The sequence below is a fragment of the Devosia sp. genome, assembly GCF_017307495.1.
Lineage (GTDB): Bacteria > Pseudomonadota > Alphaproteobacteria > Rhizobiales > Devosiaceae > Devosia_A.
On record NZ_JAFKHE010000027.1, the window covers coordinates 86,752 to 106,503 of the forward strand.

Consider the following 19,752-nt stretch of genomic DNA (forward strand, 5'->3'; position numbering starts at 1 on the left):
AGCGACTGCATTGCAATCCTCCCCATTGAGATATTAATGGACAGCAATGATATCTCAGGTCAAGTACGAGAGACCCACGAGACGCCGACAACCGCGATCAGGGACTCGCAGGTCCCCAACCCAAGCCCCGGAGAATCCTGTGTTTGTGCCGAACCGGCTGAGATTTCCGAACGACGAATTGATAGACTAAAGTGCGAAACTCCCAATCGACTGCTTCACAGGTAAAGATGTCCGACGTCCGCCAAGACAATGAAGGTTACCGGCGTTTCCGGGAGGCGATGCAGTCCGGCACGCTGCGGGCCGGCATGGTGGTGACGCAGAACGAACTGTGCGACCTGCTCGGGCTGTCGCTGTCGCCGCTGCGCGAGACGCTGGTGCTGCTCGAGGAATTCGGCCTCGTGGAGATCAAGCCGCGCACCGGCATCCGGATCATCTATCCCGAGGTCGCCTTCATCCGCGAAAACTACCAGTTCCGCATCATGATCGAGGAATTTGCGCTGCGCAGCTTCGGCGACACCGTCACCGAGGAATGGCTCGCCAACATGCGCCAGAGCCACGAGGAATGCCGCCGCAACCTCACCGATGGCGGTCCGTTCGAGGACCAGCAGATCCGCTTCCTCGCCCTCGACAACCGCATGCATCGCGAGATCGTCGAGGCGCTCGGCAACCGCGCCATCCTCGATACGCACCAGCGCCTGCAGGAGAACATCCGCATGGCCCAGCAGGTCCATCGCCGCCCCGGCTTCCGCGGCGCCCTGCTGCAGACCATCGAGGAGCACCTGAAGGTGATCGAGTGCCTAGAACGGCGGGATGTCGAGGGCGCGGTGGCGGCGCTCGAGGCGCATTTCCGGGCGTCCACGCATCGCACCTTCGCGGCCTAGTGCGTTTCACGGGCCGAATTCAGCCGCAGTCATCGCCGTAAGGCACTCCGCTGCCCCCACACACAGGCTGTCATCCCTGCGAAAGCAGGGACCCAAGCCACCGCCCGCGCCAGCTCAGAGTTGGATCCCTGCTTTCGCAGGGATGACAGCCGGTGGGAAAGCGGCATCGTTTCAGGCAGACAATGAAATGCTCTAGCCTGTCAGCCCGCCATGGCCCCGGCCACGGTCGCCGGTCCTGTGCGCCTCTAGCCCCCTGCCGGACCCGACTGCAGCGCCGCGAGACCTGCGCCGATCAGGCAGGCCGTCGGCCCATAGCGGGCCGGGACGATCTGCACCGTCCTGCTGGCGCCGAGCGCTTCGCGCTTCGCGGCGTCCCGGGCCGGCGCGAGCAGCATGTCGCCGAGCGCGAGCACGCCGCCGCCGACCACGACGATCTCGGCATCGATGACATTGTTGGCGCTGCCGATGACGGCGCCAAGCACCTCGGCCGCCTCGGCGATGACGGCCCTCGCGTCCGCGTCATCGGCCTGCGCCAGCACCGCGATTTCGCGTAGGCCGAGCGCATGGCCGGTGCGCTCGCGATACGCCTCCTGCATCGCCGTCCCGCTGGCATAGGCCTCGAGATGGTCGACGCCGCCGCAGGGGCAGCGGCGGCCGCGCCGGACCGGAGACAGGTGATGCCCGACGCTGCCGGCAATGCCATGTGCGCCGCGCTCGACCACGCCGTTGCGGGCGATAGCGCCGCCGACCCCGGTTCCCAGCGCCAGCATCAGCGCCGAGCGGTGCCCCCTGGCGGCGCCGAGCAGCGCCTCGCAAAGCCCGACCGCCTGCACGTCGTTGAGCACCGTGACGGGCAGGCCGAGCGCTTCGGCCAGCCGCCGGCGTAGCGGCGTGCCGGCCCAGCGCGACAGATGGTCGGTGGCGGAGGTGATCTCGCCGTCTTCGCCCACGACGCCGGCGGTGCCGACGCCGCAGCGGGTGACATCCGCCCGCCGCAGCTTTTCCGCCAGCGCCACGACGGTCGCGATGATGGCATCCGGACCTTCGCGCGCCGGCGTCGCCGCCTGCTCGCTGCGGAGGATCGTGCCGTCGGCGGCGACCAGGCCCACGAGGATCTTGGTGCCGCCGATATCGACCGCGAGGGCGACTTCGCTCACTTCAGCGCGCCCGTGGCGATGCCACCGATGAAGTAGCGCTGGAACACGAGGAAGATCAGGAAGGCCGGCAGCGTGAACAGGACGCAGGCCGCCATCAGTGGCCCCCACTGCACGCCATGCTGGCCGAGGAAGGAGTAGAGCCCGATCGACAGCGTGTAGCTCTCCTCGTCGTTGAGGTAGATCAGCGGATAGAGGAAATCGGTCCACGCCCAGACGAACTGGAACACCGCCGAGGTGATGAGGGCGGGGCGGGCAATAGGCAGCACGATCGACCAGTAGATGCGGAATTCCGACGCGCCGTCGACCTTGGCCGCCTCGATCAGCTCATCCGGCACGCTCAGCAGGAACTGCCGGATCAGGAAGATGAAGAACGGCGTGCCGAGGAAGGCCGGGATGATCAGCGGCAGGATGGTGCCGGTGGCGCCGACCTTGTTCCACATCATGTAGATGGGAATGAGCGTCACCTGCGGCGGCAGCATCATGGTGGCGAGCACCATGATGAACAGCAGGTTCCGGCCGCGCCAGCGGAGCTTGGCCAGCGAGTAGGCGACGAGCGGCGAGACCAGCACGGTGCCGAGGACGCTGAGGCCGGCGATGACGATGGTGTTGGTCAAAAACCGGAAGAACGGGATCTGCGTCAGCGCATTATAGAAGTGCTCCAGCGTCCAGGTGCGCGGCAACAGTTCCGGCGGCGCCATGAAGATTTCGTCGGAAACCTTGAACGCCGTCGTCAGCATCACGACGAACGGGAAGACGAACACCGCCGCGAGCAGGATCACGAGCGCGTAGCGGTAGATCGTCATCAGCCAGCCGAAACGGCCACCGACGGGCACGCGCTCGCCGAGCGTGGCCCCCGAGAGTTCAGCGGTTGTCATAGAACACCCACTTCTTGGCCGACCACAGGATCAGCAGGGTTATGCCGAGGGTGACGAACAGCAGCACCCAGGCCATGGCCGAGGCGTAGCCCATCTTGAGGAAGGTGAAGCCGTTCTGGAACAGGTAGATCGAGTAGCTCAGCATCGAGTCGCCCGGTCCGGTGGCGGTCTGGGTGCCGAGGCCTGGGTCCTTGGACAGCACGAAGGGCTGGGTGAAGACCTGGAGGAAGGCGATCAGCAGCACGATGACCTGGAACAGGGTCACCGGCGAGATCATCGGCCAGGTGATGTGCCAGAAGCGGCGGAGGGGCCCCGCGCCGTCGAGTTCGGCCGCCTCGTAGAGTTCCTGCGGCACGTTCTTGAGGGCCGCGAGGTAGATCAGCATGGTGCCGCCGACCGTCCACAGCATGAGGACGATGACCGAGATGCCGCCCCAGCTCGCATCGAGCAGCCAGTTGGGCTGCGGAAGATGGAACCAGCGCAGGATCTCGTTGACGAAGCCGTACTGCGCGTTGAGCAGCCAGCGCCAGAGGAAACCGGCGGCCACGGCGGGAACGATCGAGGGCAGGTAGACCAGCGCGCGCCAGAGCGGCTGGCCCCTGAGCTTCTGGTTGAGGACGTGGGCGCCGAAGATCGAGATGGCGATATCGACCGGCACGCCGACAAAGGTGAAGAAGAGCGTATTGTAGAGGCTCTTCCAGAATTTCGCGTCCGCGATCATGCGCTCGTAGTTGGCGAGGCCGACCCAGCGGGGTGCCTTGAACAGGCTGAAATCGGTCAGGCTGTAGTAGCCCGAGGCGAGGATCGGCCAGGCATAGAGCACCAGGAAGCCGATGATGAACGGAGAGGCGAAGGCCAGGCCCTTGAAAAGGGCCCGGCCATTGGGTTCGCTCTTTGAAGAACGGGTGTCAGCCACAGGGCTTACTGCTGGTAGGAGCCAGTACGGTCGGCAACAGCCTGCAGAGCCGCTTCCGGAGTGGCGCTGCCCTGCAGCACCGAGTCGAACGCCGAGGCGAGGTCGGCATTGTACTCGGCCATGTAGAGGGCCGGCGGCAGGCCGTGGGTGTTGGGGTTCTTCAGCGCGTCGAGCCAGACCTTGAAGTTCGGGATGTCATCGTAGGTGGCGCTGTCGACCAGCGACAGGCGGCCCGGCAGGTTGGCCAGCACGTGGCTGAACTTCTCCATCGCCGACGGGCTGATGAGGTACTTCACGAACTCGGCGGCGGCTTCCTTGTTCTGGGTGTTGGTCGGGATGAAGATCGTCGACACGTCTGCCCAGGTCGAGCCGTTGAGCTCGGGGGTCTCGCCCGGAACCGGCACCACGCCCCAGTCCATACCGGCTTCGGTATTGAACTTGGCGCGCCATTCGCCCTCGAACACCATGGCGATCTTGCCCTGCTTGAACGAATCCTGGTCCGACATGTAGGGGCCGAAGCCAGCGACGAACTTGTTATAGGCCGCGGGGGTCACCGGCGCGACCACATTGTCGTAGTAGAACTGCACGCCCTTGACGAAGTTCGGGTCGGTCGGGGTCGGCTTTCCGTCGCGGTTCCAGTCGCCGCCGAAGGCGTAGCCGAGGGTCTTGAGGCCGGCCGAGATGTCGGTGAGGCCGAGGCCGAGCTGGGTGACGTTGCCTTCGGCGTCGACCTTGGTCAGCTTCTTGATGGCGTCGGCAAGCTCGGCCATCGAGGTCGGCGGGGTGACGCCGGCTTCATCGAGCAGCTTCTTGTTGTAGACGAGCTGGAAATTGTGCGTCGCGATCGGCACCGAATAGAGCGTGCCGTCGACGATCAGCTGCTTCATGATGCTCTCGGGGAAGTCCGAGGTATCGATGCCGAACTCGTCGAGCGGCAGGAGGATACCCTGGTTCGACCACGACGCGATGTTGGACGCGAAGTTGTCGGAGACGTCGAACGCACCCTTGGCGCTCGACATCGAGGCCAGCTGCTTGGTCATGTCCGGGCTCGACACGCCCTTGACCACGATCTTGTCCTGGCTGGCATTGAAGTCCGCGATGATCTGCTCGAGCGCTGCGCCTTCGGCACCGCCCCACAGGTACGAGAAGGTAATCTCGGCCTTGTCCTGCGCCTGAGCCGCAAGCGCTCCACCGAACGTCATCACCACGCCGAACGCGGTTGCCATCGCGGCACGTGCCGCCCTGCCCTGAGCTTTCCGCTCCATCTGCAAATCTCCCTTGGCTCAATGCCGTCAAATGGTGTAGCCCAATTTTTTGAAGCACGTCAACACGGCGCCTTATCTGACCAAGAATACACCGTCATGTGCAGGATTGGAGTACACCATAGCTTGCGAACCGGGGGCCGGCTGTGATTGAATGCGCACGAGCAAGAGGAGCCCCCATGGCACAGACTACCGGAAACGGTCGCGCCGGCGGCAAGGGCGCCCAGCTGCGGGCCTACCTGCTTGGCCTCATCGACGGCGAGCTGAAGCCGCACGAGAAGCTGCCGACCGAGCGCGAACTCGCCGAGAGCTTCGGCGTCACGCGCCTGACGGTGCGACGCGCGCTCGACCAGCTCGGCTACGAGGGCCGCGTGTACCGCACCCAGGGCGCCGGCACGTTCGTGTCGGAACCGCGCATCGCGAAGTCGGTGGAGCTGACCTCGTTCACCCAGGACATGCGCGCCCGCGGCCTGGTGCCCGGCTCGCTCGAAACCCAGGTGGAGGAAATCCCGGCGGGTGCCGAGATCGGGGCGCGCCTGGCGCTCAGCCCGCGCGAGCACGTGGCGCACCTCTTCCGCGTCCGCACCGCCGACGGCGAGCCGATGTGCATCGAGCACACCTATATCCCGGCCAAGATCGCGCCCGGGCTCGCCGCGCGCGCCATCGAGGGCTCGCTCTACCAGCTGCTGACCGAGACCTATCACCTGAAGGTCGAGAAGGCGGAACAGTCGATCCACGCCACCGTGCTCGATCCGCCGCTCGCCAAATTGCTCGGCGTCCCCGAATTCTCGCCGGCCTTCAAGGTCCAGCGCGTCGCCTACGATGCCCGGAACCAGCGCATCGAATATGCCGAAAGCGTCTATCGCGCCGACCGCTACTCCTATGACTTCATCATCTACCGTACGACCAGAGACACCGCCAATTGACGTCCGCCCCGCGCGCCCTCTCCCTCGCCTTCCTTCCGCTCGATGAACGCCCGGTCAATATGGGGCTGCCGGCCGGCATCGCCGCCATTGCCGGCGCGACGCTCGTCCTGCCGCCGGCCGAGCTGCTGCCGAACCTGCGCCGGCCGGGCGATGCCGACGCGCTCGGGCGCTGGCTCGGGAACACGGCGGCGTCGACCGATGCAGTCATCGCCTCGCTCGACATGCTCTGCTACGGCGGCCTGATCGCCGCCCGCACGACCGCCGATACGACGCTCACCGCCCTGACCCGGCTGGATGTGCTGCGCCGGCTGCATGCCGACCACCCCGACCTGCCGCTTTGCGCCGTGTCGCTGGTGATGCGCGCCTCCAACTCCTACAACCCGCAGGAAGAACCGGACTACTGGGCGCAGCACGGCATGGAGCTGCACAAGCTCGGCGCCCTGCACCACCGCGACCTGCTCGAGACCCTCGGCGCCGGCGAGTTCGGCGGCAACGCCGAAGCGCTGGCCGCGCTCCGCGCCGACCTGCCCGGCGACATCGTCGCCGATTTCGAGCGCCGGCGGCTGCGCAACCACCATGTCAACCTAGAGGCCATCGCACTGGCCTCGGAAGGCGTCCTCGACCCGCTGCTGATCACCGCCGACGACACCGCCGAGCACTCCGCCGGCTCGGTGGAGCAGGTCTGGCTCAGGCAGTGGACCAGGGTCTTGCCGATCGCCGGCGAGGTGCTGATGTATCCGGGCGCCGACGAGGTCGCCGCGGTCCTCGTCGCCCGCCAGCTCGCCGCGCATTTCGGCGTCACCCCGCGCTTCACCGTCGAATGCGCCGATCCGCCGGGGATGGAGCGCATCGCCAAGTACGAAAACAGCCCCATGCGCGAGGCCGTGGAGCGCCAGATCCGCGCCAGCGGATCGCTCGTCGTGAACGATCCGGGCGCCATGGTGCTGGTCGTGCATGCGCCCGATCCGAAGCGGCGCGACCATTGCGGCATGGTGATCGACCGTTCCGGCCAGCACGACGCCAAGGGCTCCGCCTTCGACGTGGCGGATACTGCCGAGGCCGTCAAGACCGCCGATCTCATCGCCACCCTGCTCGCCGCCGGCCGTGACGTGGCGCTGGCCGACCTGCGCTATTCGAACGGCGCCGACCCGCTGCTGGTGGAAGAACTGCACCGCCGCGGCATCCTGCTCGACATCGTCGCCTATGGCGGCTGGAACACCGCCGGCAACGCGCTCGGCTCGGTGGTTGCCGCCGCCGCCGCGATCCAGATCGGGCGCGCGGCGGGAACGCTGGATGCGGGAGCCGCGCAACGCATGCTGCTGCATCGCCTGATCGAGGACTATGCCTACATGACGCTGGCGCGGAACCCCTACAATGCCGGCGTCTATAGCTTCCGCGACCGGGGCGAGGAGGCGCGGGCCGAAGCTGCGGTCGCCGACGACCTCGATGCGTCGCTGAAGCGTTTGACCGGACGGCTCGACCTCGGCATCACCAATGTGACCTTCCCCTGGCATCGCAGCTTCGAGATCGACTTCACCATCGTGGGAGATCTCGCATGAGCCCGATCCTCGACCGCCTGAAGCGGCAGCTCGTCGTCTCCTCCCAGGCCATGAACCCCAGGAGCCCGCTGCGCCGGCCCGAGATTCTCGCGCTGCTGGCCGAGGCCGCCGAACTGGGCGGCGCCGGCGGCTTTCGCGTCGATGGCACGGACGTCGTCCGGCTGCTGCGCGGTCGCACCGAACTGCCGATCATCGGCATCGCCAAGGATCGCCGCGAGGGCTTCGACAACTACATCACCACCAGCATCGCCGACGCGGAGGCGCTGTCCGACGCCGGGGCGGACATCGTCGCCATCCAGGCAACCACCGGCACCCGCCCGGGTGAGAGCTTCGCCCAGATCGCTGCTGCCGCGCATCGCCGCGGCCGCCTCGTGATGGCCGACATCGCCACGTTCGACGAGGCGCAGCGGGCCGTGACCGAGGGCGCCGACATCGTCGCCACCACCATGGTCGGGCATACATCCCAGACCGAAGGCGCCGCCCGCCCGCCGCTGGACCTGGTCCGACGGCTGCTCGCCGAACTCGATGTGCCGGTGATCGTCGAAGGCGGCATCTGGACGCCAGAGCACGTCGCCGCCTCCTTCGCCGCCGGCGCCCATGCCGTGGTCTGCGGCTCGGCCATCACCGCCCCCGACATCATCACCAGCCGGCTGGTCGCGGCGATCCCGGCCTGACCGGTCCGGAGCAAACCACCGCCGCAAAAAGCAAAAAGCCCCGCTTTCGCGGGGCTTTCGTCAATCGGGATTGGTTGCGGGGACAGGATTTGAACCTGTGACCTTCAGGTTATGAGCCTGACGAGCTACCGGGCTGCTCCACCCCGCGTCAGATTCAATCCCTTGATTGATCGCGCCCTTTGCATGCGGCCATCACCGCGGCGCAGGGCGTATATAGGGGGTGATCCCTCGGACCTCAAGGCAAAAAGCGCGGGCCGTGACAGTTTTTTGACCGCGTGGCCGGCCTCAGTTGGCCGGGGCAGGAACCGGAGCCGGATCGGTCGCGGGCGGCGCGGCGCCCTCCGTCGCCTTCGGCGGCGGGGAGGTCCTGGTGCAGCCGATGCCGATCTCGCGATAGAGCTTGTTGCCGGCGTTGACCAGCTGCAGCTTCGCCACCTCGAGGCCGCGCCGGCTGGCGCGCGGCCCCAGCGCCTCGGGGCGCTTGGCAACGTCCTTGACCAGCTTCTCGAGGTAGGGGACGAGGAGCTGGATCGAGTCGAGTGCGGCGAACGTCGCCGGACAGCTCCTCGAAATGCCGGCCGACACCGCCGCCGCAAGGTTGGCCTCGGCCACCTGTCGCGCCTCGATCACCGCCTGGGTGTACTCGGCCGTCTGCACCTTTGCCGGCTTGCCGTAGCGCGGATCGCCCGCCTTGTCGGCTGGCACAATGAACGCAGCGCAGCGGCGGGTCAGCCACTCCTCGGCCCGGACCCGCGAGGCGAAGGTGATGACCCTCGCCTGCACCACCATCGACTTGACCGGCAGCGCCTCCTTGGCAGGCTTGCTCCTGAGCGCCTCGTCGGCATCGGCCAGCATCCGGTAGCCGAGGGCCAGGGAGTTGGCCGCGCGCGTCAGCTCGAGGCAGTCGCCAGCCTTCGCCGCTGGCTGCAGCTTCAGCGTATCCTGCCCCACGCTGGCGGTGATCGCGCCGACCAGACCGCCCAGTGCCTTGAGGTCCATCGCGGCGATCGCGGCCTTGTCGGGCTGATCCTGCGCCAGGCTTGCGGCTGGGGCCAGGAGCTCGAGCACTCCGGCAATGACGAGCAGCGGCAACAGCTTGCGCAACGATAGTCCCTTCCGTGTTGAGCGCGCAATTTCACCGATTGGCCCGCGCGGCGCAACCTCGGGGATTGTCTCAATGTCGTGAGCCCCATACGGTCACGCGCCGCACACTAGGGGATAGACCACCAATGAAGATGAACAAGCTCGGCCGCACCGATGTGCTGGTTTCGGAGATCTGCCTGGGCACGATGACCTGGGGCAAACAGAACACCGAAGCCGAAGGCCATGAGCAGATGGACTATGCCATCACGCAGGGCATCAACTTCTTCGACACGGCCGAAATGTACGCCGTGCCGCCCGATGCCTCGACCTACGGCAAGACCGAGGAGATCATCGGCAGCTGGTTCGCAAGGACCGGCAGGCGCGACCAGATCGTGCTCGCCAGCAAGGTCGCCGGCGGCGGCCGGCCGTGGGTTCGCGGCGGTCGCGGCATCGACGGGCCGAGCGTGCGCGAGGCAGTAGAGGGGAGCCTCCGGCGGCTGAGGACCGACTGGATCGACCTGTACCAGATCCACTGGCCGCGCCGCGGGCACTATCACTGGGAAGGCTCGTGGGACTACGACCCCTACAAGCAGGATCGCGACGCGGCGCTGCCCAACCTGCTCGAGGTGCTGCAGGTGATGGGCGAGCTCGTCAAGGAAGGCAAGATCCGCTACTTCGGCCTCTCCAACGAGACGGCCTGGGGCACCATGCAGTACCTGAAGCTCTCGATGGAACTGGGGCTGCCGCGCGTGCAGACCATCCAGAACGAGTACAACTTCCTGCGCCGCTACTACGACCTGGATCTCGCCGAACTCGCCTACCACGAGGATGTCGGCCTGCTCGCCTACTCCCCGCTCGCGGCGGGCGCGATCAGCGGCAAGTACCTCGATGGGGCGATCCCTCCCGGATCGCGCGGCGATGTGTCCAAGCCCCGCGGCAACTACCGCTCCAACCCGTACACCGAGCCGGCGATCCGGGCCTATATCGAGCTCGCCAGAAAGCACGGCCTCGACGTCAACCAGATGGCCATCGCCTTCTGCCTGACCAAGCCGTTCATGACCTCGGTGATCATCGGCGCGACGACGATGGAGCAGCTCAAGGCCGACATTGGTGCGGCCGATGTGACGCTGAGCCCCGAAGTGCTGGAGGGCATCCAGCAGATCTTCATGCGCTACGCACGGACGCTCTAGGCGGGTCGAACGAGACACCCTCCTTGCGCCCACCTCCACCGGGTCATCCCCGCGAAAGCGGGGACCTCGGTTTGCGATGTCGCCTCACGCACCAAAAACAGAGATTCCCGCTTTCGCGGGAATGACTCCGTGAGTTTCGGCAAGGCTAGAGAGTGAAACTCCCGCCTTTTTGCGAACGCCCCGCCGCATTCTAGCTCCACCGTCACAGGCAAAATACCCTTCCCCCTCGGCGCGCCAATATGGCACCGCAATTCTCGACCCGATCGATGGGGTTTGGCACTCTGTCGACATGCGCCGGGGTTCCTCCTCCCTCCCTCCCCGGCCGCGATGCGACCCCGCCGCCACCCCCTGTCGGTGGCGGGGTCGATCAACTCGAGGAGATGCAAGATGCTTCATTTCATCGGTATCCTCAGCCCACGCGAAGACTTCGCCGAGGGTGACGATCGGCAGAAGCCGTTCTTCGGGCCGGAGCTGCGGTTGACCCCGGGCCCGCGGAAGAAGGCCGAGCCCGACGACCGGCGTCCGCGGCAGACCGACCCGGCCGAGACGATGCGGTTCGCCGAGCTGCTCGCTCCGCCCTTCCTCTAGGGCAACCGGACCGGGGTCGCGCTATAAGGGAGCATCCGATTCGCCGAGGGCTCCGGTCCGATGACCCTGGTCGCCACGCTTTTTCCACTCGTGTGCTGGTTCGCCTACAACTATGGCGTGCCCCTGCTCGAGAAGCAGCGTCCCTCGCTGTCGGTGATCATGTCGATGCAGCGCCGACGCTGGGTGGCGAACGCGGTCAACCGCGAGACGCCAATGGACGCGATCCTTGCCGGCAACCTGATGGGCTCGGTGAGCTTTCTCGCCTCGACCTCGGTGCTGCTGGTGCTGGCGGTGTTCACCGCCTTCGGCAACCTGACGGCGCTGATGGGGACGCTCGACATCGTCGGCATCCACGCCGGCTACTCGACGCAGGACGTGCAGATCCACCTGTTCGTGACGCTTGCCATCTTCGTGCTCAGCTTCTTTTCGTTCACCCTGGCGCTGCGCCAGTTCAACCATTTCTGCATCCTGCTCGGCGCGATCGAACAGTCGCAGCACACGACGCGTGACGAGATCGACGCGATCGCGCATCTAAACACGCTGGCCGCCAAGAACTTCAACAACGGCATCCGGGCCTACTACTTCGCCGTGCCCATGGTGTTCTGGTTCGCGACCGAATGGCTGTCGATCGTCACGAGCCTTGTCACCGTCGCCTTCCTCATCCACCGCGAGTTCTTCTCGAGTGCGCATCGGGTCGCCGCTTCGGTCGCGGTCCTGGCGAGCCGGCGCGAGCAGGAGCGCGGCTGAGGCCGGACCCGGCCCTAGTTCGCGATCTTGCTCCTGGGGTAGGTCCTGACCCCGGCGCCATCGAGCGGCGCGCTCAGCGTGGCCTCGAGCCGGGCGAGGTTGTCGGCGGCGGGCCGATAGCCGAGATCGGCAGCCTGATGGTAGGAGTCCAGCGCCTTGTCGGGGTTCCGAGCGACGCCATAGCCATGTTCGAAGAGGTGGCCGAGGGTGTCGAGGCCGACCGGATTGCCGGCATCGGCGGCGCGCTGGGTGAACTGCACCGCCTTGCCGTAATCCGCTTCGCCTGAGCGCAGGTAGACGAGCCCGAGCCTGGCCGAGGCATCGGAGTTGCCGCTCTCGCTGGCCTGTCGGTAGTACTGCCGGGCCAGCGCCAGGTCCCGCGGGACGCCGATCCCGTCCTCGTACAGCAGCCCCAGGTTGAGCTGTGCCTGCGCCAAGCCCTGGTCGGCGGCCTGCCGGTAGAGCGCCAGCGCCGCCGCTGGATCGGGCGTGGTGACCGAGCCATGCTGGGTGAGATGGCCGAGCGCGTTCGCGGCCATCGCATTGCCCTGCCCGGCAGCGGCACGAAAAAGCGTTGCCGCGCGCTCATGGTCGACCTCGCCGAGTGCGCCCGTTTCGTAGAGCTCGCCCAGGTTGAACTGCGCGCGCGGATCGCCCTTGTCGGCGGCGCGCTGATACCAGGCCGCCGCCGCGACGATGTCGCGGTCGAGCCCCAGCCCTTCGGCATACATCGAGCCGAGGTTGGCCATGGCACGCGCCACACCCTTCTCGGCCGCCCGTCGATAGAGTCGCGCCGCCTCGACCTGGTTCTGCTCTACCCCTTCGGCATAGTCATAGCTGAGGCCGAGGCTATCCTCGGCCGGGGCGAAGCCGGCATCGGCGGCAAGCTTCAGCAGGTCGGCGCCCCGCACCATGTCCTGCGGCACGCCGTCGCCGACGATGAGCATGTCGCCCAACAGCGTCTGCGCCAGCGCGTTGCCGGCGACGGCGGACGGCTCGAGATAGGTGGCCGCCGTAGCGGCGTCGCCGGTCGTCGCGTAGGCGCGCCCGAGCCAGGCCTGGAGCGGCGCGGCATCGGGACTGGCGGCGAGCGCGGTGGTACAGACTGCTATGGCATGCGCCGCATCCATGGCGTCGCTGTTGAGACCGATTGCCTCGTAGCCCGCCTCATACTGGCTCGCCGCCGCGGCGGCGCAGGCGTCGAACGTCTCCGTCGCCAGTGCCGGCGCCGCCAGTGCGAACAGACCCGCGCCCAGCACCCCGAACCGCAACCACATGCCGCTACTCCCCGTCGCTTACCCGATCATATCGGTTCGGGCTCGCTGCGCCAGCCCCGAGGGAGCGATCGAGGAAGGCGAGCACATGGCCGGCAAGCGAGGAGCGACGGCCAAGTGGCGTGCCCAGCTCGAGCAGCGTGGCAGGATGCCTGAACCCGGGATAATGCAACTCCTCGACGGCGACCGCATGGCGGCGCAGGGCGCTGGCGAGCCCGGCCGTATTGTGCGGCCCGACCACCGTGTCGTCGTCGCCGCTGGCAAGCAGCATCGGAGGGGCCTCGGGCGTCACCAGATTGACCGGCTGGGTCGAGAGCGGATCGGTCGCTTCCCGGAAGGTGCGGATGCTGATCGGCACGTCGAAGGGGTAGAAGTCGTAGGGGCCCGAGAGCCCGACGACGGCGCGGATGTCACGCGCCACGCCATAACCGGGCTCGAGTGCCATCATCACCGCGTTGTAGGCTCCTGCGGAGTGGCCCATCACCCCCAGCCGGGCCGCATCGCCGCCGTGGCCTTTCGCATTGGCCATGGTCCAGCGCACCGCCGCCGCGCAGTCCTCGAGGAAGGTTGGATACTCGACTTCGGGGATGATCCCGTAGTCCGGCACGGCGACCACGTAACCCTGCGCCGCGAGCCAGCGGCCGACAAAGGCATAGTCGCGCCGGTCACCCTCGTTCCAGGCGCCGCCGTAGAAGAACACCACCATCGGCCACGGGCCGCCGCCGAGCGAGGGCGCATACATATCGAGCTTCAGGCGGGCCCGGTTGCCGAACGGAGCGGCCGAAACGATGCGGCGCGAGCGCGGGGACTTGGGCGTGACGGCGTTCAGCAGGCCGACGAGAGAAAGGGACATGAAACAGAGCTCTTTGCGATACCTGCTCAGATACGGCAGGGGGCTGCAATGGTTTCGCGCCGAAGGTCGGCATGGCAATATCTGACGTTGACAATCAGGTATTCGCGAGGCTTCATGCCGACGATTGCCACACAACCTCCGCCTGCCCATGCTCGTCTGCCAGTGCAACGTGATCACCGACAGGGACATCAAGCAGATTGTCCGCGGCCTGCTGCAGGAGGATCCGTGGCGGATCATCGTGCCAGCCATGGTCTACCGCGAGTTGAACAAGCGCTGCAAATGCGCCGGCTGCGTCCCGAATGTGGTGGACATTATTCTGACCGTGACCGAAGAGTACCATCTCAAGATGTCCGACAAGCCGCCTGCCGAGCCGCATCCGGTTCATGCGCGGCTGTCGGCCATGCGTCGCAAGCGCCGGGGAGGTCGGAATGAAGGGCGAAGCACAGGTCATCGAGCGGCTTAACGAAGCGCTGTTCCTGGAACTCGGCGCCGTGAACCAGTACTGGGTGCATTTCCGCATCCTGATGGACTGGGGCTACACCAAGCTTGCCGCCAAGGAGCGCGCCGAGTCGATCGAGGAGATGCATCACGCCGACAAGCTGATCGAGCGCATCATCTTCCTCGAAGGCCATCCCAACCTGCAGCGGGTCGCCCCGCTCCGCATCGGCCAGACCATCAAGGAAGTGCTCGAGTGCGATCTTGCCGGCGAGTACGACGCGCGCAAGGCCTACAAGGCCTCGCGCGAGCTCTGCGAGTCGCTCGGCGATTACGTCTCCAAGAACCTGTTCGAGGAGCTGCTGGCCGACGAAGAGGGCCACATCGACTTCCTCGAGAGCCAGCTGCAGCTGCTCAACACGATCGGGGCCGAGAAGTACGGCCAGCTCAATTCGGACAGCGCCGACAAGGCCGAATAGGCGATCGAACGGCAGGTCCCCGGGACCTTTCGCGCGTCGCCGCAATGCCGGGCCGGTAGCCGGCGGTGCCGGGGCATCCGGTCTCCCGCTCCCACCAAGGCCTGGATCGCAGCGGTGCTGGGCGCACAACCCACTTGCGTGGTGGCGGCGCAACCGGGCCTGCGCTAGGCTGGAGGCGGCCCGGAAGGGAGACAGCCGATGCTGATCCGATCGCTGGCAGTGCTGGCCCTGATAGCGGTGCCGATCGCGCTGCCCGACGCCGCGGTCCGTCCCGCCATCGCGCAGGGCGAAGAGACCGCCGTTGCCGAACTGATGCGCGCCACGGCGCTCGATGTCGTGTTCAGCCAGTTCGCGGCCACCATCGCCGCCACGGCGCGCACCGAGGAGATCTCCAACGACGCGATCTTCCTCAAGCACTGGGAAGCGACCGCCAACTCCGTCTTCGATTCCCGCACCCTCCACGAACGCCTGGCCCGTGCGCTCGAAGGCAAGTTTTCGTTCGACGAGCAGCAGACGCTCGCGGCGTTCTTCCGCTCCGGGTTCGGTCAGCGGATGACGGGCCTTGAGCGCGGCGCCGCCCTGCTCGGCCCTGCCGCGCAAACCCAGGCGATCTCGCGGGGCGAAGCCATCCTGGCCGCAGCCCCGGTGATCCGCTCGACCCAGATCGACCAGTTGATGGAGCTTGTTTCGGCCGAGATCTCGGCCGCCATGGTGGGCCAGTCGCTGCGCGCATTGCTGCTCGGCCTGTCGGTCTCGCACCAGCACGGACAGATCGCGGTGCCGTGGGAGGAGATCGATACGCAGGTGAAGGCGATGATGCCGGATCTGCTCACCAATATCGGCAAGACGCAACGGGCCATGATGGCCTACGCCTATCGCGACCTCAGCGACGACGAACTCGACCGCTACATCGGCTTTCTCAGGACGCCGGCGGCGCAGAAGTTCTACGCCATCGCCGCCTATGCCGTTGGCCGGATCGTGGCCGACGGCATGGCGGATTTCGGCGAGGCCTTCGCCGCCCGGATGCAGAGCGTCAACGTGTAGCTAGCGGCGGTCGGGACTACTCGTTCCGCCGCCCGCCATCGATGGGGGCCAGCACTTCGTCCATCTTCCGGATGACCGCGGTCATCTCCGTTTCCGGTGGATCGGGCGTGAACACCGGGCGCGGGGTGCCCGACGGGAAGGCACCGAAGGTCTGGAAGAACTCGACGATGTCGTGCAGCACCGGCATGCGGAAACGCATCATGGCGCCCAGGGCGATGACCGGCTCGAGGTGGCCGAAGCCGTCATAGTACTTCTCGGTGACCCATACGCCCTTCTCGCGCAGCTTCCTCGCCAGGTCCTGCGAGTTCTGCATGCGTACGATCGGGTCGGTGGTGCCGCTCGCCAGCAGGATCGGCGGCGCATCGGCAGTCACGAGGTTGATCGGCTGCGTGCCTTCCGGATTTGGCGCCGCGCCGAACGTGTCGCGCACCTGATCGTACTCGAACGGGTAGAAATTGTACGGCCCCGAGATCCCGGCAATGGCGCGGATCGGCATGGTGACGCCGTAGTCGCGGCGGAACGAGGAATCGAGCCCGAGCATGATGGCGTTGTAGGCGCCGGCGGAGTGGCCCGCGACGAAGAAGCGCTTCGGATCGCCGCCGTAGCTCGCGATATTGTCCTGGATCCAGCGCATGGCCTGCGCGCAATCCTCGAGAAAATCGGGATACTTGACGTCCGGCCACAGCCGATAGTCGGCGATGACCGTGACGAACCCCGAGGCGGCAAGCGCCCGGCCTGCGAACTCGTATTCGAACTTGTCTCCGGCCCGCCAGCTGCCGCCATAGATGAACATCACCACCGGAGCCGGACCGGACATGTGCTTGGGCCTGTAGATGTCGAGCTTCTTGCGCTGGCCATCGGCATAGGGGATGTCGGCGGCCTTCTTGACCCCCGGGTCCATCGCCTCTGCGATGTTGAACGGGGAGAAGATCGTCACCTGCGCGAAGGCCGGGAGCGCGCTCGCGACGATCATCAGCAAAATTGCGACCAACCGCAGGGCGGAGTGGAGAGGCTTTGTCATGCGGGGAGTGCCGTCCATCAGTTTAGCAGACGGCGGACTGATCGCCGACGAACCTGAAGATTTTGTGACCAACGGCGCTGATCGCGGATCGGTGAACGGAAGCCTCGCGCCGGCTTGTGGTTCTCAGGCAGTGGTGCAGTGCCGTATCCACATCTGGCGCAGCGCCGCCTCGAAGTTGCGGGCAAAGCGTCGCGTGTCGCCAAGCGGCGAGGCCTGCAGCCGCGTACGCAGGCCGGTGCGCACCTGCGCCAGCTGTTCGAGGTCGGCGGCCCGCTTTACGGCCAGGGCCACATAGTCCCCGACGGTTTCGGCGATCCAGTCGTCGAGCCCCACGGTGTGCATCAGCGACGCCCCGACGCGCGAGATGAACCGGTCGCCCTTGAGCGTCACCACCGGCACGCCCATCAGCAGCGACTCGCACGTCGTGGTCGTCCCGTTGTAGGGGAACGGATCGAGCCCGATATCGAAGCGGTCGTACAGCGGCAGGTGGCGGCACCATCCATCCACCCACTCCAGCGTCGCGATCCGATCCGCCGCCACGCCGCGCTGCACCAACCCGTCAATCGCCGGCTGCGGGCCGACCACCCCCTGGTGCGCCTTGATCTGCAGCCTGCTGTCCGGAACGGCATCGAGTACCGCCGCCCAGGCGTCCAGCGTGGCGGAACTGAGCTTGTTGAGATTGTTGAACGAGCCGAACGTGACGTAGCCGTTGGCGCGTGCCGGCAGCGGGCCGACCGGGGGCGGCGCCTGGGTCGGGCTGAAGCAGAGATAGGCGTCGGGCAGCCGCCAGGGCTGCTCGACCGACTGCACAACTCGGTCGGGAAGCACGATGGCGTCGCCGAGGATATAGTCGATCGCCTCGTGCCCGCTCGTTCCGGAATAGCCCAGCCAGATCAAAGCAACCGGCGCCGGCTTGTAGGCAAATGCCTTGAGGCGTCCGCCCGCGGTGGGGCCGGACAGATCGATGAGGATGTCGATCCGGTCGCGCCGGACCTGCTCCGCCAGTTCCCGGTCCGTGAGTGAACTGGTGCCGCGCCAGTTGCGGATCAGGGCCTGGAACGCCTGGTTGACCGGGTCGCCGGTATCCGTGCCGGAATAGGCGAAGAGCTCGACCTGCGCCGGATCGAGCTCGCGCAGCACGCCCAGCAGGAACAGGGCGACGGCATGCTGGCGCAGATCGCTCGAGACGAGACCGACCCTGAGCCGACGGGAGGGATCGCGGTCTGCGTCAGCGGCCGCAAACCGCTGGATGCCGGCCGTCGCTGCCCGGGCATGCTGGCGTGCCTGCTCAAGCTGGCTCTCGATCGTGGTGCTGTCGACATAGTTGCGCAGGAAAGCAAGGCGACCGGCCAGTTCCGGATTCATCGCGGACGCGTTGGCCTGTTCCATCGCCGAGATCGCCTCGACGATCTTGCCCTGCTTGCGCAACAGGCTGGCCAGCGCGGCGAAGTAGTCGGGGTCGGTATTGCCATCCTCGACGATGGCACGAAGCATGGCCTCTGCCTCCGCGGTGAGACCGGCGCTGCGCAGGGTCAGCGCCATGTTGTTGCGATAGCCGGCCTTGCCGGGCGCCAGCTCGATCGCCTTGCGATGGCTCTCCAGGGCTTCCTCGTACCGACCCACCATGCCGAGCGCATGGCCGAGGCCGCTATGCAACCCGGCTCGCCCCGGCTGCAGGGCGAGGGCCCGTCGAAACGGCTCGATGGCCTCGGGGTAGCGGTCGCGCCGGCTCAGCGCCGTGCCGAGATTGCCCCATGCATCGACCGAAGCGGGCGCCAGCTCGGTGGCCCGTCGTGCCACCTCGATCGCTTCGTCGAAGCGGGAGGCGGCCACCAGGGCCGACGCCAGGTTCGAGCGGGCGCGGGCATCGTCGGGACGCAGGCGGACCGCCTGGCCGATCAGCCGGGCCCCCTCGACCGGATCGCCCTGCTGCATGCGCACCACGCCCAGCATGTGCAATGCTTCGCCATGCCCGGGCTCCAGGCCAATGACTGCCTCGTAGCCGGCCGCTGCCGCATCGAGACGACCCTGCTGGTGGGCGGCGAAGGCTTGCTCGAAGGCGGCGGCGGCGGTCGTCACGGTCGGTCCCCTGGTTGTTGCGGGCGAAGTCTTGCCCGAACCGTCGGCCCGACACCAGCCGGGGGTTCGCGAAGTCCAAAACGCAAAACCCCGCCGGCTTGCGCCTGCGGGGTTTGTTGTTTCGGTTTCGTATGAGACCACATGTTTTTGGCAGACCCGGCAGCGACCTACTCTCCCAGGCCTTAAGACCTAGTACCATCGGCGCAAAGGGTTTTAACGTTCGAGTTCGGGATGGGATCGGGTTCTGGGACCCTCGCAATTACCACCGGATCGGCGAAAAACATGCGGGTGAATTCTGGCTTTTTTGAACTTTGATCTGGGTACCGATCGTAGCGTCCTTGCCGCAATTGCTTGCGGGCATGGACTAATGAGAACGATCAAGACAATCGAGCTATTAGTACCGGTCAGCTTCACACATCGCTGCGCTTCCACATCCGGCCTATCAACGTGGTGGTCTTCCACGGCTCTCAAGGGAATGCTCGTTTTGAAGGAGGCTTCCTGCTTAGATGCTTTCAGCAGTTATCCCGTCCGAATATAGCTACCCTGCAATGCCGTTGGCACGACAACAGGTCCACCAGAGATTCGTCCAACCCGGTCCTCTCGTACTAGGGTCAGCTCTTCTCAACATTCCTACACCCACGGCAGATAGGGACCGAACTGTCTCACGACGTTCTGAACCCAGCTCACGTACCACTTTAAATGGCGAACA

The 19,752-nt window shown here is 66.4% G+C and carries 19 protein-coding genes, 1 tRNA gene and 2 rRNA genes; 10 read left to right on the forward strand and 12 right to left on the reverse strand.

The features are described from left to right. Positions 1-227: 227 nt before the first annotated feature. Positions 228-881, forward strand: a complete 654-nt coding sequence (locus J0I99_RS17340) for a GntR family transcriptional regulator (RefSeq protein ID WP_291391180.1) — start codon at positions 228-230, stop codon at positions 879-881. Between the two features lie 245 nt (positions 882-1,126). Here J0I99_RS17340 and J0I99_RS17345 read toward each other — a convergent pair whose 3' ends face one another. From J0I99_RS17345 to J0I99_RS17360, 4 genes are read right to left on the reverse strand one after another with little or no spacing between them, the layout of a single operon-like run. Next, positions 1,127-2,038 carry an ROK family protein gene (locus J0I99_RS17345; protein WP_291398779.1) on the reverse strand — a complete coding sequence of 304 codons (912 nt, stop codon included), beginning with the start codon at positions 2,036-2,038 and terminating at the stop codon, positions 1,127-1,129. Then, the gene (locus tag J0I99_RS17350; protein ID WP_291398780.1) at positions 2,035-2,913 is read right to left on the reverse strand and encodes a carbohydrate ABC transporter permease; all 879 of its coding nucleotides are present in this window, start codon (positions 2,911-2,913) and stop codon (positions 2,035-2,037) included. The genes J0I99_RS17345 and J0I99_RS17350 overlap by 4 nt, the downstream gene beginning before the upstream one ends. Further along, on the reverse strand, positions 2,900-3,829 hold the full coding sequence (locus J0I99_RS17355; protein WP_291398781.1) for a carbohydrate ABC transporter permease: 930 nt from the start codon (positions 3,827-3,829) through the stop codon (positions 2,900-2,902). The genes J0I99_RS17350 and J0I99_RS17355 overlap by 14 nt, the downstream gene beginning before the upstream one ends. Before the next feature lie 5 nt (positions 3,830-3,834). After that, positions 3,835-5,094: an ABC transporter substrate-binding protein gene (locus J0I99_RS17360; RefSeq protein ID WP_291390011.1), complete on the reverse strand. Its 1,260-nt coding sequence runs from the start codon at positions 5,092-5,094 to the stop codon at positions 3,835-3,837. 176 nt (positions 5,095-5,270) lie between these two features. Between J0I99_RS17360 and J0I99_RS17365 the strand changes: the two genes are divergently transcribed. The 3 genes from J0I99_RS17365 to J0I99_RS17375 are packed head-to-tail and all read left to right on the forward strand — an operon-like array spanning position 5,271 to position 8,250. Continuing rightward, a complete protein-coding gene (locus tag J0I99_RS17365) occupies positions 5,271-6,017 on the forward strand; it encodes a GntR family transcriptional regulator (RefSeq protein ID WP_291398782.1) in 747 nt (248 codons plus the stop codon). Next, on the forward strand, positions 6,014-7,576 hold the full coding sequence (locus J0I99_RS17370) for a DUF4127 family protein (RefSeq protein ID WP_291398783.1): 1,563 nt from the start codon (positions 6,014-6,016) through the stop codon (positions 7,574-7,576). The genes J0I99_RS17365 and J0I99_RS17370 overlap by 4 nt, the downstream gene beginning before the upstream one ends. Continuing rightward, complete coding sequence (locus J0I99_RS17375; protein ID WP_291398784.1) at positions 7,573-8,250, forward strand: putative N-acetylmannosamine-6-phosphate 2-epimerase; 678 nt, start codon at positions 7,573-7,575, stop codon at positions 8,248-8,250. The genes J0I99_RS17370 and J0I99_RS17375 overlap by 4 nt, the downstream gene beginning before the upstream one ends. Positions 8,251-8,321: 71 nt before the next feature. Here the strand turns inward: J0I99_RS17375 and J0I99_RS17380 are convergent. Further along, a tRNA-Met gene (locus J0I99_RS17380) sits at positions 8,322-8,398 on the reverse strand. Between the two features lie 137 nt (positions 8,399-8,535). Then, on the reverse strand, positions 8,536-9,354 hold the full coding sequence (locus J0I99_RS17385; protein ID WP_291398785.1) for a hypothetical protein: 819 nt from the start codon (positions 9,352-9,354) through the stop codon (positions 8,536-8,538). A gap of 125 nt (positions 9,355-9,479) precedes the next feature. Here J0I99_RS17385 and J0I99_RS17390 point away from each other — a divergent pair, with 125 nt between their 5' ends. The 3 genes from J0I99_RS17390 to J0I99_RS17400 all read left to right on the forward strand — a co-directional run bounded on the left by J0I99_RS17390 (position 9,480) and on the right by J0I99_RS17400 (position 11,858). Continuing rightward, entirely contained in the window at positions 9,480-10,523 is a 1,044-nt protein-coding gene (locus tag J0I99_RS17390; RefSeq protein ID WP_291398786.1) for an aldo/keto reductase, read from the forward strand. Between the two features lie 387 nt (positions 10,524-10,910). Further along, positions 10,911-11,111 carry a hypothetical protein gene (locus J0I99_RS17395; RefSeq protein ID WP_291398787.1) on the forward strand — a complete coding sequence of 67 codons (201 nt, stop codon included), beginning with the start codon at positions 10,911-10,913 and terminating at the stop codon, positions 11,109-11,111. A gap of 60 nt (positions 11,112-11,171) precedes the next feature. Beyond that, positions 11,172-11,858: a DUF599 domain-containing protein gene (locus J0I99_RS17400; protein ID WP_291394233.1), complete on the forward strand. Its 687-nt coding sequence runs from the start codon at positions 11,172-11,174 to the stop codon at positions 11,856-11,858. 14 nt (positions 11,859-11,872) lie between these two features. Here J0I99_RS17400 and J0I99_RS17405 read toward each other — a convergent pair whose 3' ends face one another. Both J0I99_RS17405 and J0I99_RS17410 read right to left on the reverse strand, forming a co-directional pair. Continuing rightward, positions 11,873-13,135, reverse strand: coding sequence for an SEL1-like repeat protein (locus tag J0I99_RS17405; protein ID WP_291398788.1), 1,263 nt, complete (start codon positions 13,133-13,135; stop codon positions 11,873-11,875). A gap of 4 nt (positions 13,136-13,139) precedes the next feature. Next, positions 13,140-13,985 carry an alpha/beta hydrolase gene (locus J0I99_RS17410; RefSeq protein WP_291398789.1) on the reverse strand — a complete coding sequence of 282 codons (846 nt, stop codon included), beginning with the start codon at positions 13,983-13,985 and terminating at the stop codon, positions 13,140-13,142. A 169-nt stretch (positions 13,986-14,154) separates the two neighbouring features. On the opposite strand from J0I99_RS17410, the gene J0I99_RS17415 reads away from it, so the two are divergent. The 3 genes from J0I99_RS17415 (at position 14,155) to J0I99_RS17425 (ending at position 15,943) form a co-directional block, all read left to right on the forward strand. Beyond that, positions 14,155-14,448: a (2Fe-2S)-binding protein gene (locus J0I99_RS17415; RefSeq protein ID WP_291398790.1), complete on the forward strand. Its 294-nt coding sequence runs from the start codon at positions 14,155-14,157 to the stop codon at positions 14,446-14,448. Beyond that, positions 14,414-14,899, forward strand: a complete 486-nt coding sequence (gene bfr, locus J0I99_RS17420; RefSeq protein ID WP_291394237.1) for a bacterioferritin — start codon at positions 14,414-14,416, stop codon at positions 14,897-14,899. Before J0I99_RS17415 ends, bfr begins: the two co-directional genes overlap by 35 nt. Before the next feature lie 198 nt (positions 14,900-15,097). After that, positions 15,098-15,943 (forward strand): hypothetical protein, encoded by an 846-nt coding sequence (locus J0I99_RS17425; protein WP_291398791.1) that lies wholly within the window; start codon positions 15,098-15,100, stop codon positions 15,941-15,943. A 16-nt stretch (positions 15,944-15,959) separates the two neighbouring features. Here J0I99_RS17425 and J0I99_RS17430 read toward each other — a convergent pair whose 3' ends face one another. The 4 genes from J0I99_RS17430 to J0I99_RS17445 all read right to left on the reverse strand — a co-directional run. Continuing rightward, positions 15,960-16,916 (reverse strand): alpha/beta hydrolase, encoded by a 957-nt coding sequence (locus tag J0I99_RS17430; RefSeq protein ID WP_291398792.1) that lies wholly within the window; start codon positions 16,914-16,916, stop codon positions 15,960-15,962. A 171-nt stretch (positions 16,917-17,087) separates the two neighbouring features. After that, a complete protein-coding gene (locus J0I99_RS17435) occupies positions 17,088-19,043 on the reverse strand; it encodes a tetratricopeptide repeat protein (protein ID WP_291398793.1) in 1,956 nt (651 codons plus the stop codon). A gap of 154 nt (positions 19,044-19,197) precedes the next feature. Continuing rightward, a 5S ribosomal RNA gene (gene rrf / locus J0I99_RS17440) occupies positions 19,198-19,313 on the reverse strand. A gap of 103 nt (positions 19,314-19,416) precedes the next feature. Beyond that, positions 19,417-19,752 (reverse strand): 23S ribosomal RNA (locus J0I99_RS17445); the annotation flags it as partial.

What these genes read in the sequence shown, in the direction of transcription:
- J0I99_RS17410 (WP_291398789.1), bottom strand. Translation starts at nt 13,985, where the DNA reads ATGTCCCTTTCTCTCGTCGGCCTGCTGAACGCCGTCACGCCCAAGTCC.
- J0I99_RS17390 (WP_291398786.1), top strand. Translation starts at nt 9,480, where the DNA reads ATGAAGATGAACAAGCTCGGCCGCACCGATGTGCTGGTTTCGGAGATC.
- J0I99_RS17425 (WP_291398791.1), top strand. Translation starts at nt 15,098, where the DNA reads ATGCTGATCCGATCGCTGGCAGTGCTGGCCCTGATAGCGGTGCCGATC.
- J0I99_RS17405 (WP_291398788.1), bottom strand. Translation starts at nt 13,135, where the DNA reads ATGTGGTTGCGGTTCGGGGTGCTGGGCGCGGGTCTGTTCGCACTGGCG.
- J0I99_RS17395 (WP_291398787.1), top strand. Translation starts at nt 10,911, where the DNA reads ATGCTTCATTTCATCGGTATCCTCAGCCCACGCGAAGACTTCGCCGAG.
- J0I99_RS17365 (WP_291398782.1), top strand. Translation starts at nt 5,271, where the DNA reads ATGGCACAGACTACCGGAAACGGTCGCGCCGGCGGCAAGGGCGCCCAG.
- J0I99_RS17360 (WP_291390011.1), bottom strand. Translation starts at nt 5,094, where the DNA reads ATGGAGCGGAAAGCTCAGGGCAGGGCGGCACGTGCCGCGATGGCAACC.
- bfr (WP_291394237.1), top strand. Translation starts at nt 14,414, where the DNA reads ATGAAGGGCGAAGCACAGGTCATCGAGCGGCTTAACGAAGCGCTGTTC.
- J0I99_RS17340 (WP_291391180.1), top strand. Translation starts at nt 228, where the DNA reads ATGTCCGACGTCCGCCAAGACAATGAAGGTTACCGGCGTTTCCGGGAG.
- J0I99_RS17430 (WP_291398792.1), bottom strand. Translation starts at nt 16,916, where the DNA reads ATGATCGTCGCGAGCGCGCTCCCGGCCTTCGCGCAGGTGACGATCTTC.
- J0I99_RS17350 (WP_291398780.1), bottom strand. Translation starts at nt 2,913, where the DNA reads ATGACAACCGCTGAACTCTCGGGGGCCACGCTCGGCGAGCGCGTGCCC.
- J0I99_RS17375 (WP_291398784.1), top strand. Translation starts at nt 7,573, where the DNA reads ATGAGCCCGATCCTCGACCGCCTGAAGCGGCAGCTCGTCGTCTCCTCC.
- J0I99_RS17400 (WP_291394233.1), top strand. Translation starts at nt 11,172, where the DNA reads ATGACCCTGGTCGCCACGCTTTTTCCACTCGTGTGCTGGTTCGCCTAC.